This window comes from Pseudomonas sp. HLT2-19-2, from assembly GCF_054898005.1.
This window is the reverse complement of record NZ_CM142712.1, coordinates 1848829-1863182: the sequence shown is the minus strand read 5'-3', so window position 1 is coordinate 1863182 and position 14354 is coordinate 1848829. Positions and strand designations below refer to the sequence as shown.

Here is a 14354-nt window from a genome sequence, read left to right as displayed (position 1 = left end):
CCGTAGGTCTGAGCGGTAGAAAGCGTCAGAGGTTGACTACGTTAACGAACCGCGACATGGCGGTTTCGTCGATACGCAGGCTGGTGAAGTCGAACAGATTGCGGTCCGCCAGTTGTGACGGGATCACGTTCTGCAAGCTGCGGAAAATGCTTTCGGTCCGGCCCGGGGTCTTGCGCTCCCACTCCTGAAGCATGTCCTTCACCACCTGCCGTTGCAGGTTTTCCTGAGAACCACAGAGGTTGCACGGGATGATCGGGAATTGCTTGATGTCCGAGTAGGCCTGGATGTCTTTTTCGTTGCAGTAGGCCAGCGGGCGGATCACCACGTTGCGACCATCGTCGGCCCGCAGCTTCGGCGGCATGGCTTTGAGCGAACCGTTGAAGAACATGTTCAGGAAAAAGGTCTCGACGATGTCATCGCGGTGATGACCGAGGGCCATTTTGGTCGCGCCAATTTCATCGGCGAAGGTGTAGAGCGTGCCACGACGCAGGCGCGAGCACAGCGAACAGGTGGTCTTGCCTTCCGGGATCAGCTCTTTGACCAACGAATAGGTGTCTTTCTCGACGATGTGGTACTCAATGCCCAGCGCTTTGAGGTAGGCCGGCAGCACGTGCTCAGGGAAACCCGGCTGCTTCTGGTCCATGTTCACGGCCACGATGTCGAACTTGATCGGAGCGACCTTCTGCAAGTGCATCAGCACGTCGAGCAAGGTGTAGCTGTCCTTGCCACCGGACAGGCAGACCATGACCTTGTCGCCGTCTTCAATCATGTTGAAATCGGCAACAGCCTCACCGGTCTGGCGGCGAAGGCGCTTTTGCAGTTTGTTCTGGTTGACCGTAAGAGTGCCCATGACGCGAAATCCGTGAGGTGTGACGAAAGGTCGGCATTTTACGCAAAAACGCTTCGGGGGCGAAGAGCCTCCAAGCGACAGACCCTGCGGCGATTAACAGGCGTGTTTACAGCGCAATTTGCTCTAACGCCCTACAACCTGCGCCGTGAAGACCTTTCTATACTGCGACATAAGGTCATACACATATCCAGACCTTTCCTTACTCGGCCACTTTGGCCCGTAGGCGCTCCACTGGGGGGCGACGGTAAAACAAGAGGAGTGACTGGCATGATCCATCACGTAGTGGGGCTCTTCACCCACCCTGACCAAGAATGGAAAGAGATCCGTGGCGACCAGGAGGAAAGCATCAGCCACATGTATCTCACCCACACCCTGATTCTGGCGGCGATCCCCGCAGTGTCGGCGTTTATCGGCACCACTCAGGTCGGCTGGGTCATCGGCAGCCGCGCGCCGGTGATGCTGACTGTGGAGAGCGCGTTATGGATGACGATCATGTCGTACCTGGCGATGCTCGGCGGTGTGGCGGTAATGGGCGCGTTCATCCACTGGATGGCTCGCACCTATGACGCCAACCCAAGCCTGGCACGCTGCGTTGCCTTTGCGACCTACACCGCGACACCGCTGTTTATCGGCGGTCTGGCGGCGCTGTACCCACACATGTGGCTTGGGATGGTCGTCGGCACCGCGGCCATCTGTTACACGGTGTACCTGCTGTATGTGGGGCTACCCACTTTCATGAACATTCCATCAGACGAGGGATTCCTGTTTTCGAGTTCGGTGCTTGCCGTAGGCCTGGTGGTGCTAGTGGCCATCATGGCGTTCACTGTGATTGTCTGGGGACTCGGCGTGGGGCCGGTCTATACAAATTAGCTACACATCACCCAAAACTAGATCTGCCAACACAGGCCGCCGCAAGGCGGCCTTCTACTCTCTAAGAAAGAGCAGGAGCGACGACCATTCGGCGCCTGAGCGATTCGCAAGTCCCGAGGGTTGCGGCATACTCGACGCCTCTGGAGATCCATCAAGCATGCCCGAGCAACTCAATACCCGCATCGAAGACTGTTACCGACTCGCTGAATCCTTTTTCAAACGACCTTTCAAACGCCCCGTGGTGAGCCTCAAGCTGCGCGGTCAAAAAGCCGGTGTTGCGCATTTGCACGAGAACCTGCTGCGCTTCAATCCGCAGCTGTACCGGGAAAACACCGAGGACTTCCTCAAGCAAACCGTGGCCCACGAGGTTGCGCACCTGATCGCCCATCAATTGTTCGGCGACCGAATTCAGCCGCATGGCGAAGAGTGGCAACTGATCATGCGCGGCGTGTACGAACTGCCGCCCAATCGCTGCCACACCTACGACGTCAAACGTCGCAGCGTGACCCGCTACATCTACAAATGCCCGTGTGCGGACAGCGATTTCCCGTTTTCGGCCCAGCGTCATGGTTTGGTGCGCCAGGGGCGGCGGTATTTGTGTCGGCGCTGTCGGAGTACGTTGGTGTTCAGTGGGGAGATGCGGGTCGAGTAGTTAGATTTTCACTGTTTTTGAGGACGCCTTCGCGAGCAAGCCTCGCTCCTACGGTCTTGCATTGCCCCGTAGGAGCGAGGCTTGCCCGCGAAGAGGCCAGTACAGCCGCTAGAGAATCACCTTGGCACGCCGCAACGCTTCGATGCACTCAGCGCTATACCCCAACTCCCCCAACACCTGATCGGTATGCTGCCCCAGCGTCGCGCCGACAAACCGTGGTTCAGGCAACCCCTCTGAAAACTTCAAAGGACACGCCATCTGCGCCTGACTCGTCCCATCCTCGCGCGGCACTTCAGTCACCCGTTCCCGCGCCTTAAACTGCGGATGCCGCACCGCCTCGCCCAGGCTCAACACCGGCTCCACGCAAGCATCGACGCCGGCAAACAATTCGCACAACTCGGCAAAGTCATGTTTCTCGAATTCAACCTTCAACGCATTCTTCAGCGCCTGTTGCTCGGCGGGTTTGGGTGACAGGCCCTGGGCTGCCAGTTCCGGCCGTCCCAGAGCCGTACACAGTTGCTGCATGAACGCCGGCTCCAGACTACCCACCGACAACCAACGCCCATCGCGCGAACGGTAATAGTCGTAGAAGCTGCCGCCATTGAGCATCTGATCCTCCCTCCCCGGCTCCTCACCACAGGCCAGGTACCCGGCGCCAGCCATGGCGTTCAAGCTGAACGCGCAGTCGGTCATGCTCACATCCAGATGTTGCCCCAACCCGGTTTGCTGCCGGGCGATGACCGCCGCCAGCAGCCCGATCACCCCGTGCAACGAGCCACCGGCGATATCCGCCACTTGCATACCCAACGGCAGCGGTCCGCTTTCGGCGCGGCCGGTGTAGCTCGTCAGCCCGGCCAGCGCCAGGTAGTTGATGTCGTGGCCGGCGCGGTCCTTGTAGGGACCGGTCTGGCCGTAACCGGTGATCGACACGTAGATCAGTTTCGGATTGATCGCTTTCAAGGCGTCATAACCCAGGCCCAAACGCTCCATCACACCGGGGCGGAACTGCTCCAGCACGATGTCGTAGTTTTGCAGCAACTGCTTGATCACCTCCAGCGCCTCAGGTTGCTTGAGGTCCAGCGCCAGGCTGCGCTTGTTGCGATTGAGGTAGGCGTGACTGGCGGAAACACCCTTGTCATGGGGCGGCAATACCCGCAGCAGGTCCATGCGAGTCGGTGATTCGATGCGCAGCACCTCGGCGCCCATGTCCGCCAGCAACAGTGAGGCGAACGGCCCCGGCAGCAGTGTCGAGAAATCCAGAACCTTGAGTGATGCCAGTGGACCGAGCATGGGTGATCTCCGTAAACGATGCCCTCAGACTAGGCAGCCATTGGCATTGCAGCAATCACCTTATGCGTCAGGCGCAGTGACCGTTACGCTCAAATCGCAGGCATAAAAAAAACCCGCCGAAGCGGGTTTTTTCAGCGCAGCCGTCTTATTTGACGCTGGCTGGGGTTGGGCCTTCGGCCACACCCAGGTCGTCTTCTTCACGCTCGTCGGAGATACCGCGACCGCCGGAAGCCAGCTCGACTTGCAGCTTGTCTTCGTCCAGCTCGTTCACCCACTTGGCCACGACCAGGGTCGCAACCGCATTACCAACGAGGTTGGTCAGCGCACGGGCTTCGGACATGAAGCGGTCGATACCGAGGATCAGCGCCAGACCGGCTACCGGCAGAGTACCTACGGCCGACAGGGTGGCCGCCAACACGATGAAGCCACTGCCGGTCACGCCCGCAGCACCTTTGGAGGACAGCAACAGCACCAGCAGCAGAGTGATCTGGTGGGTGAGGTCCATTGGGGTATCAGTCGCCTGAGCGATGAACACTGCGGCCATGGTCAGGTAGATCGACGTACCGTCGAGGTTGAACGAATAGCCCGTCGGGATCACCAGACCCACAACCGACTTCTGCGCGCCCAGGCGTTCCATCTTGATCAGCATGCGTGGCAGAGCGGATTCCGAAGAGGAAGTGCCCAGCACGATCATCAGTTCTTCACGGATGTAGCGAATCAGTTTGATGACGCTGAAACCGTGCGCGCGGCAGATGGCGCCCAGTACCAGGACCACAAACAGGATGCAGGTGATGTAGAAGCAGATCATCAGCTGACCCAGCTGCACCAGCGAGCCGACACCGTAGGCACCGATGGTGAAGGCCATCGCACCGAACGCGCCGACCGGAGCGAGCTTCATGATCATGTTGATGATGTTGAACATCACGTGAGCAAAGCGATCGATGAAGTCCAGCACCGGCTTGCCGTACGCACCCAGGCGATGCAGGGCGAAACCAAAGATCACCGAGAACATCAGCACTTGCAGGATATCGCCGTTGGCGAAGGCGCCGACGATGGTGTTCGGGATCACGTTGAGGACAAAGGCGATGATGCTCTGGTCTTTACCGGCCGAGATGAAGCCCGCGATTTTGCTGGTGTCCAGAGTCGTCACGTCGATGTGCATGCCGGCGCCCGGTTGCACGACGTTGACCACGACCAGACCGATCAGCAAGGCAATGGTGGAAACAATTTCGAAGTACAGCAGCGCATAGCCGCCGGTTTTGCCGACCGACTTCATGTTCTGCATGCCGGCGATACCGCTGACGACCGTACAGAAGATGATTGGCGCGATGACCATTTTGATCAGTTTGATAAACCCGTCACCCAGCGGCTTGAGGGCCACACCGGTCTGCGGGTAGAAGTGACCGAGCAGGATGCCGATAGCGATGGCAACGATCACCTGGAAGTACAGGGATTTATACAGTGGCTGACGAGTCGTCATTGCAAAGTTCCTCAAGAGCGTCCCGCGACAACATCCATCTGTTGTCAACGACACCTCATTTGCGAACCCTCCTGCACTGGAGGGATTTGTTTTATCGAGCTGCGCGACGGCAGACCTCTGCGGCTTGTATCGCAAGCCCCGTGCCACCTTCGTCAACAATCCTGCAAGCCTTCTGACATCAAGGGTTACAGCTTTTTCTGGGTCACTGCTCGGTTACATCGGCATGGCGGATTTCCGCCCTTCGGCTAAATCACGTCCTACAATTTGGCGGATATCCGCCTTGTTCATCGTCGGCCACCACGGCTACCATCCGCCGTTCAATGGACGGACTGCCTTCTATGCGTGAACGCACCATCGCCAGTCATTTCGCCCGTGCCGCCCTCGGTGGTGCGCGCCGGTTGGGTTTTGACTATTCACACCTGTTGCAACAACTGGGCATCAGCCCCGAGTTGCTTGACGAACCGCGTGCGCGAATTGCACCTGAGCAGTTCACCCGGTTGATCCAGGGTTTGTGGCTGGCGCTGGACGATGAGTACCTGGGTTTCGGGCCGGTGCCGAGTAAAACCGGCAGCTTCGCGATGATGTGCCATGCGGTGATTCACTGCCGTAATCTGGAAAAAGCACTCCATCGCGGCTTATTGTTTTACAGCCTGTTCCCCGAAGGTCCACGTCTGACTCTGACCCGCGAAGACGAAATGATCCGCCTCAGCCTGGATGATTCGAAATTCCAGGACCCGGATCATTTCCTCACAGAGAGCCAACTGATGGTGTGGCATCGACTCGGCAGCTGGCTGATCGGCCAGCGCATTCGGCTGGAGCAGGCGACGTTCAGCTACCCGAGACCGGAACATGGCGCCGAATACGATTTGCTGTTCCCGTGCCCGCTGGAGTTTTCCACGGCCCAGAGCAGCCTGCTGTTTCATAGTCGCTACCTGAGCATGGCGCTGTTGCAGGACGAACGGACACTCAAACATTTCCTCGAACGCTCCCCCGCCGACCTGTTGTCCCGCCCGGACGATGGCGACAGTTTGAGCAGTCAGTTGCGCCGGTTGCTCAGCCGCGACAGTTCACGCTGGCCAGACCTGGAAGCGGTAGCCGCACTCTTGCACATCAGCCCACAGACCTTGCGTCGGCACTTGCGGGAAGAAGGGTCGAGTTTTCAGGAATTGAAGGATCAGTTGCGAAGGGACATTGCGATTTATCACCTGGGGCGGGCAGATCTGTCGTTGCAACAGATTGCCGAGCAGCTAGGGTTTTCCGAGCCTTCGGCGTTTCATCGAGCGTTCAAGAAGTGGACCGGGTTGACGCCTGGGGCTTATCGCGCCAAAGAGAACTGAAGAGCCACAGATCGTGCCCACGCAGAGCGCGGGCACGATCGTCAGCCCTTTCGCTAGCCTTGTGGATCGATGTTATCCAGCGCCCGATTTACCGCCAGCTCCCCCAGCATGATGATTTGCGCAATACCTAACAGCGAATTGCGACTCGGCCCCTCCATATGATCCGCCAGGTCCATGGTCATGACATTGGCCGAGGCCAGCGACTCGCAAGCGTGGGCCAGCAGGGTCTCGGTATCGAGCTCCGGGTTGACGATGAACATAGTGCCGGGGGTGCGCGGGGTGGCTTTGATGTGGGCAGCCGGGTTGAGGTAGTAATCGAGGGCGCGGTCGGCGGCTTCGTTGAGTATTTTGGAATCGGGGGCTTCGTACGGGGATACCGGATCTGTTTCCGGTGGATTGGGCGTTACTTTGAACATAGTGAAACTCCTGACGAGCGAAATATAAGGAGCCATCACCCTCGCTACCAAACGAAGGGTGGAGGCCATACGCAGGTTGGTAGACCGGTCGTCAGGAACCCCGGCGCGTCCGAAGACGCCCCGCGCATGACCACCATAAAACAGAAACGATAAAAGTCTCCGTAAACGGTAGCGCTGTGCAACTGACAGAATCCGGGCTACCAAACCCGATCGCTATTTTTCAGCGACCGGCAAACGATAGAGCCCGGCCCTTAGGCGCACAAGCCGGCGGATTCTGGCGTAGTCGTAGGCAGCGGCGCAAGGATGTGTAGCCTGAGTGAGTGTCTGGAGATGTGTTTTAAACATCACTGTTTATTACTAAGTTTCTGTGGGATTTGCGTTGTAAGGGTGGGCCTCATCGCGAGCTTGCTCGCGACAGCGTCCGAAAGAACACCATCAGTTCAAGGCTGAAATGGACAAGGCCGGGGCGGACATGCAGGCGTTTTTCAAGAAGATTTTTGGTTGATCCGGTAGACCGCGCCGCCGATCTGAACCTTTGCACTACCCAGCCTCAAGGCAACCCGGCAAAATGCCCGACATGAATCCCGTCCCCGCCCTACCCGTCTGCTGCACCCCACTCGATGCTCATTGGCCGCTGCCGTTTACGCTGGCCGATACGGTGCTGTTGAGCACTCACTTCGATACCTCGCAGCTGGCCAGCGATGATTTCCAGCGCAGCGCCATCGAGCCGCCGGCCACCATCCAGCGTTCGGTTGCCAAGCGTCAGGCTGAGTTCCTCGCCGGGCGGGTGTGCGCTCGGGCTGCGTTGCAACAATTGGAAGGCTTGAGTTTTGTCCCGGCCATTGGTGAAGACCGGGCGCCGGTGTGGCCGACGCACATCACGGGCTCGATCACCCACAGCACCGGCCGGGCCGCGGCGATTGTCGCGAAGAAAGCCCACTGGCGCGGCCTGGGGATGGACTTGGAAAACCTGCTCAACCCTGAACGGGCCGAACGCCTGTCCGGGGAAATCCTGACCCCACCTGAGTTGCAACGCATGACCGCCGGCCGTCGCGATCAGTTGGCGATGCTGGTGACCCTGACGTTTTCGGTGAAGGAAAGCCTGTTCAAGGCGCTTTATCCGATTGTTCAGCAGCGCTTTTATTTCGAGCACGCCGAAGTGCTGGAGTGGACCGAGAGCGGTGAAGTTCGGCTGCGGTTGCTGACGGATCTGTCCAGCGAGTGGCGCAATGGCACTGAGCTGGATGCGCAGTTCGGGATTGTGGATGGGCAGTTGTTGAGTTTGGTCAGCATCAAGGCCTGAAGATTTGTAGCGTCTGTGAGGGCCTCATCGCGAGCTTGCTCGCGATGAGGCCCTCACAGACAACAAAAGTCTCACCGCTTCTCCTGATTCCTCGGCCAGCTCAGGCTGAAACACGCCCCGCCCAAACTCTTGCTCTTGCTGATCAACGCCCGGCCATCATGCCAATGGATGATCCGCCGCACGATGGACAACCCCAGCCCATGCCCGCCCGAGGCGCGGGTACGGCTGTCATCGAGGCGCAGGAACGGCGTGAAGATCTTCTCCCAGGCCATTTCCGGCACGCCCGGCCCGTCATCCTCGACATCGACCCGACAGCGCTGCTGCCCCACCTGATAGCTGACGGTCACCCGTGATTGAGCGTGGCGCATGGCATTGCTCACCAGGTTCTGCAACGCCCGGTGCAGGTAACGCGGTTCAGCCTCGACCCACGCATCGTCGTTGTCAGCGGCGGACAGGCACAAACCGCGCTGCACCGTGACCTCGGCGCGTAACGGAGCCAGTTCCTCGATCACCTGATTGACCAACGCATCCAGATCGATCCGCTGAAAATTAAGCGCCGGTGAGCCCTGCTCTAGCCGCGCGTAAGTGAGCATCTCGTCCACCAGCTTATCGAGGTCCTCGATGTCGTGGTCCATGCCTTCACAGTATTTTTCCAACGCCTGCGGCGTGGTGGCCGTGCCGATCATTTCCAGACCAAAACGCAGTCGCGCCACGGGTGTGCGCAGCTCGTGAGACACGGCGCGCACCAACTCACGCTGGATCGCCAGCAACTGCTGCAAGTGCTCGGCCATCCCGTTGAACGCCGAGGCCAGCCGTCCCACCGAGTCCGCGCCGCGTGCCGGAACGCGGGTTTCCAGGCTGCCCTTGGCGATGCGCGTGGCGGCCGCTTCCAGGCCACGCAAACGGCGCTCAAGTTGCCGCACCAGCAGATAGACGATCAAACCGATCAGGCTCAAACCAAGGGCGGCGATCAGCACCAGCCACTCCGGCGGATAAGGATTCATCTGATACAACGGGCCAATTTCAAGCACCCACGGCGTACCGACCATGCCGGCAAACACCCGGATCGAATCGCCGCCCTTGCCCAGCGCCATCACCGTGTCGCCCTCGGACACCCGGCGACGCTGGTCCTCGTCCATGTCCGCCTGCTCGACCGTCACCAGCCGCAAGTCGAAACCAAACCCTTTGTCACGCTTCAACTGCGCCAGGCGCTCGGGTTGCTCGGCCACCGGGTAACGCACCAGTTCATCGGCCAGCAGGTAAATAGTCGCCCGGGCCAGTTGCTCGCTGATCTGCTGGACCTCCCCCGTCAGCACCAACTGTTGCTTGTCGCTGACCAACCGGTAAACCTTCGCTGCGTGCGGACCGGTCTGTTCCACCAGCGCCTGACCGCGCAGCACGCGGGTGCGCTGGGTGAGGTCCAGGTCGGTCTGGGCGAAGGTTTTCAGTGCCAACGGGATCCCCAGCAATCGTTCCCACACCAGCAAGGCACGGTGGCGCTCGGTTTCGTTCATCGGGTTCAGGTTGTCGGCCATCAGCGAGAACGTACCGTGGGCCAGGCGTTCGCGGTATTGCTCGCTGCGCACCTGGTTGAGCAAGTGCAAGGCCAGCACGCCAAGTACGGCCACCAGAATCAGCGCCGCGCACATGCCGCCATAAATGCGCAGGAAGATCGAGTTCACAGCGTGCAGGCTTCCGGAACGAACAGATAACCTTTGCTGCGGATGGTCTTGATCAGCCGCGGATGCTCCGGGTCATCGCCGATTTTTGGTCGAATACGCGAGATGCGCACGTCGATGGAACGGTCCTGGCCGTCATAGCCAATGCCGCGCAGCGCGGTGAAAATCTCTTCCCGGGACAGGATGCGCCCGGCGTTGGCCACCAGCAGCCAGAGCAGATCGAACTCGGCGCTGGTCAGTTCGATGCTGTTGTCATTCAGCCAGGCCTCGCGCAACGCGTTGTCCACCACCAACGGACCAAACTGCAGCCGCCGTTGTTTTTCCGGCGCCACTTCAGGGACTTCACTGCGTCGCAACAAGGCCTGGATACGCGCCAGCAGCAGTCGTGGGCGAACCGGTTTGCACACGTAGTCGTCGGCGCCCAGGTCGAGGCCAAGAATTTGATCGGTGTCGTCGGTGCGGGCGGTGAGCATCAGGATCGGGCCATCATACTTGTCGCGGACCTTGCGGCAGATGCTCAGGCCATCCTCGCCCGGCAACATCAGGTCGAGGATCACCAGGTCCGGTTTTTCCTTGATGATCCGTGCCGCGGCCAAGGCGCCATTGCCCTCGATCGATACGCGCAGGCCATTGGCTTCCAGGTAATCGCGGGTCAGTTCAGCCAGACGCTGGTCGTCCTCGACAATCAATACCTGCCAGGCTTCTTGTTCCACGGTGACCTCTGCTTGCCAACAACTCTAATAAGGAAGGATCCGCCCGTCTTTTTGTAATGATTGGGGAGGATAAGAATGCGTACGCACTGGCCGATTGTATAAACGTCGCTCGCCGAGAACACAAGCCGGTAAATGCGTTCGGACAACACGTTTTTTTGTGGTAGGGTTCGCGCCCTTAAAAATCCAAATGACCGTTTTCGATCATTGCAAATCAGTGAAAAACGGCCCGCTCCAGCTACGTCGCGGCCTACACGCCTGTTCCACCTTTCACACACAATTTACGCACAGGTTTATCCACAGGTAGTACGTTGCAACACCCCCCAAAACGCATTATCTTGTACCCCGGCGCCAAAAAAACCCTACATATAGGGTTTTGCATAAAAAACCAAACACAAACCAGACACCAATTTCAAGCGCTTTTATTGCCTCTTCCGGTTGAACCAAACGAATTTTTGAAAGACCAAACCGCGCGTGCGGATGGCTACTGTTTTCGAGCCGAAAACGGCGTTAGCGGTACGGGTGTTGCAGTCAATTACTGTCACCCAAAAGGATCCCGGTTTCAGGTTCAAGGCCTGGGACCGAAGACTTCGGCATGGAAGCGGCGCCCCAATTACCCCTTCCTGATCTGCCCCGAAGTTGGTATGCCCGGCACTCGCCGGTTGTAGTGCTTCAGGACGGAACGGTGGGCACCGTGATGGTGCCCAAACAAACATAGAGAATGTGGAGACACCCATGCAAACCGACACAACTCGCGAGAACCCGCAGGGCACCTTGCCGCAGGCCGCTGATTCGACTTCGGATCTGTCCGCCACCGCGCCTGGCCAGCTGCGCGTGATCAAGCGTAACGGCACTGTCGTTCCTTACACCGATGACAAGATTACCGTCGCCATCACCAAAGCGTTTCTTGCAGTTGAGGGCGGCACCGCTGCCGCTTCGTCGCGAATCCACGACACCGTTGCCCGTCTGACCGAACAAGTCACCGCGACCTTCAAGCGTCGCATGCCATCGGGCGGCACGATCCACATCGAAGAAATCCAGGACCAGGTTGAACTGGCTCTGATGCGTGCCGGCGAGCAGAAAGTGGCGCGCGACTACGTGATCTACCGTGATGGTCGTTCGAAAGAACGCGCCGCCCACGCGCCGGCCGAGGAAGCGGTCAACGCTCACCCGTCGATCCGCATCACCCGCGCCGACGGCACCTTTGCTCCTCTGGACATGAGCCGCCTGAACACCATCGTCACCGAAGCGTGCGAAGGCCTTGCAGAAGTCGACGGCGACTTGATCCAGCGCGAAACCCTGAAAAACCTGTACGACGGCGTGGCCCTGACCGACGTCAACACTGCGTTGGTGATGACCGCCCGTACCCTGGTCGAGCGTGAGCCGAACTACTCGTTCGTGACCGCTCGCCTGCTGATGGACACCCTGCGTGCCGAAGGCTTGAGCTTCCTGGAAGTTGCTGAAAGCGCCACTCACCACGAAATGGTCGATCTGTACGCCAAGGCCCTGCCTTCGTACATCGCCAAGGGTATCCAATTCGAATTGCTGAACCCGGTCCTCGCTACCTTCGACCTGGAAAAACTCGGCAAAGCGATCAACCACGAGCGCGATCAGCAGTTCACGTACCTGGGCCTGCAAACCCTGTACGACCGTTACTTCATCCACAAGGACGGTATCCGCTTCGAACTGCCGCAGATCTTCTTCATGCGCGTGGCCATGGGCCTGGCGATCGAAGAGAAGAACAAGGAAGACCGTGCGATCGAGTTCTACAACCTGTTGTCGTCCTTTGACTACATGTCGTCGACCCCGACCCTGTTCAACGCCGGCACCCTGCGTCCACAGCTGTCGAGCTGCTACCTGACCACCGTGCCGGATGACCTGTCGGGCATCTACCACGCGATCCACGACAACGCCATGTTGTCGAAATTTGCGGGCGGCCTGGGCAACGACTGGACGCCGGTTCGTGCGCTCGGTTCGTACATCAAGGGCACCAACGGCAAATCTCAGGGCGTTGTTCCGTTCCTGAAAGTGGTGAACGACACCGCGGTAGCCGTTAACCAGGGTGGCAAGCGCAAAGGCGCTGTCTGTGCCTACCTGGAAACCTGGCACATGGACATTGAAGAGTTCATCGAGCTGCGCAAGAACACCGGTGATGATCGTCGTCGTACCCACGACATGAACACCGCCAACTGGATCCCTGACCTGTTCATGAAGCGCGTCTTCGATGACGGCCCGTGGACCCTGTTCTCGCCATCCGAAGTGCCGGATCTGCATGACCTGACCGGCAAGGCCTTCGAAGAGCGTTACGAGTACTACGAAGCCCTGTCCCAGTACCCAGGCAAGATCAAGCTGTTCAAGACCATCCAGGCCAAAGACCTGTGGCGCAAAATGCTGTCCATGCTGTTTGAAACCGGCCACCCATGGCTGACCTTCAAAGACCCGTGCAACCTGCGCAGCCCGCAGCAGCACGTCGGCGTGGTTCACAGCTCGAACCTGTGCACCGAGATCACCTTGAACACCAACAAGGACGAGATCGCCGTTTGCAACCTGGGCTCGATCAACCTGCCGAACCACATCACCAACGGCAAGCTCGATACCGCCAAGCTGGAGCGCACCGTGAACACCGCCGTTCGCATGCTCGATAACGTTATCGACATCAACTACTACTCGGTGCCGCAAGCGAAGAACTCCAACTTCAAGCACCGTCCGGTCGGTCTGGGCATCATGGGCTTCCAGGACGCTTTGTACCTGCAGCACATTCCTTACGGTTCCGACGCTGCCGTCGAGTTCGCCGACAAGTCGATGGAAGCGGTCAGCTACTACGCGATCCAGGCCTCCTGCGACCTGGCCGATGAGCGCGGTGCCTACGAGACGTTCCAGGGTTCGTTGTGGTCCAAAGGCATCCTGCCGCTGGATTCGCAACAGATCCTGATCGAGCAACGCGGCCAGAAGTACATCGACGTTGACCTGAACGAATCCCTGGACTGGGCACCGGTTCGTGCCCGTGTACAAAAAGGCATTCGTAACTCCAACATCATGGCCATCGCACCGACCGCGACCATCGCCAACATCACTGGCGTCTCGCAGTCGATCGAACCGACCTACCAGAACCTCTACGTGAAATCGAACCTGTCGGGCGAATTCACCGTGATCAACCCATACCTGGTTCGCGACCTGAAGGCTCGCGGCCTGTGGGACTCGGTCATGATCAACGACCTGAAGTACTACGACGGTTCGGTGCAACAGATTGAGCGCATCCCGCAAGAGCTCAAAGAGCTCTACGCGACGGCCTTCGAAGTGGACACCAAGTGGATCGTTGACGCGGCAAGCCGTCGTCAGAAGTGGATCGACCAGGCTCAGTCGCTGAACCTGTACATCGCTGGCGCCTCAGGCAAGAAGCTGGACGTGACCTACCGCATGGCCTGGTACCGTGGCCTGAAAACCACTTACTACCTCCGTGCGCTGGCCGCGACCAGCACCGAGAAGTCGACCATCAACACCGGCAAGCTGAACGCTGTTTCCAGCGGCGGCAACCACGGTGAAGATTCGGTCCTGGCAGCACCTGCCGGCCCTGCTCCAGTGCCGAAGGCTTGCGCCATCGACGAGCCGGATTGCGAAGCTTGCCAATAAGCTGAGCCGGTAGGCGCCGCGAGGCGCTTACTCGAAACCCCCGACAGGCCTCTGGTTTGTCGGGGGTTTTCTTTTGCCTCAAGGGAAATGGCGGCTGGTCTGACGCCTTCACGCCCTGAGCCTTTCCGTCAACACGG

11 protein-coding genes are annotated in these 14354 nt (G+C 59.1%); 5 read left to right on the top strand and 6 right to left on the bottom strand.

Going from position 1 to position 14354, the window contains the following annotated elements; genetic code table 11:
• Positions 1–25: 25 nt before the first annotated feature.
• Positions 26–850 (bottom strand): tRNA 2-thiocytidine(32) synthetase TtcA, encoded by an 825-nt coding sequence (gene ttcA, locus ACYZTU_RS08580; RefSeq protein WP_461969395.1) that lies wholly within the window; start codon positions 848–850, stop codon positions 26–28.
• Positions 851–1117: 267 nt separating this feature from the next.
• Here ttcA and ACYZTU_RS08575 point away from each other — a divergent pair, with 267 nt between their 5' ends.
• On the top strand, positions 1118–1720 hold the full coding sequence (locus ACYZTU_RS08575) for a Yip1 family protein (protein ID WP_461969393.1): 603 nt from the start codon (positions 1118–1120) through the stop codon (positions 1718–1720).
• Between the two features lie 157 nt (positions 1721–1877).
• On the top strand, positions 1878–2372 hold the full coding sequence (locus ACYZTU_RS08570) for a SprT family zinc-dependent metalloprotease (RefSeq protein WP_461969391.1): 495 nt from the start codon (positions 1878–1880) through the stop codon (positions 2370–2372).
• Between the two features lie 108 nt (positions 2373–2480).
• Here the strand turns inward: ACYZTU_RS08570 and ACYZTU_RS08565 are convergent, their stop codons facing one another.
• Together ACYZTU_RS08565 and ACYZTU_RS08560 are read right to left on the bottom strand one after the other, a co-directional pair.
• The gene (locus ACYZTU_RS08565; protein WP_461969389.1) at positions 2481–3662 is read right to left on the bottom strand and encodes a CaiB/BaiF CoA transferase family protein; all 1182 of its coding nucleotides are present in this window, start codon (positions 3660–3662) and stop codon (positions 2481–2483) included.
• Between the two features lie 145 nt (positions 3663–3807).
• Complete coding sequence (locus tag ACYZTU_RS08560) at positions 3808–5142, bottom strand: dicarboxylate/amino acid:cation symporter (RefSeq protein WP_461969388.1); 1335 nt, start codon at positions 5140–5142, stop codon at positions 3808–3810.
• A 338-nt stretch (positions 5143–5480) separates the two neighbouring features.
• Between ACYZTU_RS08560 and ACYZTU_RS08555 the strand changes: the two genes are divergently transcribed.
• Complete coding sequence (locus ACYZTU_RS08555) at positions 5481–6479, top strand: AraC family transcriptional regulator (protein WP_461969386.1); 999 nt, start codon at positions 5481–5483, stop codon at positions 6477–6479.
• 53 nt (positions 6480–6532) lie between these two features.
• Here ACYZTU_RS08555 and ACYZTU_RS08550 read toward each other — a convergent pair whose 3' ends face one another.
• A complete protein-coding gene (locus ACYZTU_RS08550; RefSeq protein WP_461969384.1) occupies positions 6533–6895 on the bottom strand; it encodes a DUF6124 family protein in 363 nt (120 codons plus the stop codon).
• Between the two features lie 577 nt (positions 6896–7472).
• On the opposite strand from ACYZTU_RS08550, the gene ACYZTU_RS08545 reads away from it, so the two are divergent.
• A complete protein-coding gene (locus ACYZTU_RS08545) occupies positions 7473–8198 on the top strand; it encodes a 4'-phosphopantetheinyl transferase family protein (RefSeq protein ID WP_461969382.1) in 726 nt (241 codons plus the stop codon).
• Between the two features lie 71 nt (positions 8199–8269).
• On the opposite strand, the gene ACYZTU_RS08540 is transcribed toward ACYZTU_RS08545, so the two are convergent.
• Positions 8270–9880, bottom strand: a complete 1611-nt coding sequence (locus tag ACYZTU_RS08540) for an ATP-binding protein (RefSeq protein WP_461969380.1) — start codon at positions 9878–9880, stop codon at positions 8270–8272.
• Positions 9877–10590 carry a response regulator gene (locus tag ACYZTU_RS08535; protein WP_461969378.1) on the bottom strand — a complete coding sequence of 238 codons (714 nt, stop codon included), beginning with the start codon at positions 10588–10590 and terminating at the stop codon, positions 9877–9879. The genes ACYZTU_RS08540 and ACYZTU_RS08535 overlap by 4 nt, the downstream gene beginning before the upstream one ends.
• Positions 10591–11322: 732 nt before the next feature.
• Between ACYZTU_RS08535 and ACYZTU_RS08530 the strand changes: the two genes are divergently transcribed.
• A complete protein-coding gene (locus ACYZTU_RS08530) occupies positions 11323–14217 on the top strand; it encodes a ribonucleoside-diphosphate reductase subunit alpha (RefSeq protein ID WP_282375625.1) in 2895 nt (964 codons plus the stop codon).
• Positions 14218–14354: the final 137 nt, after the last annotated feature.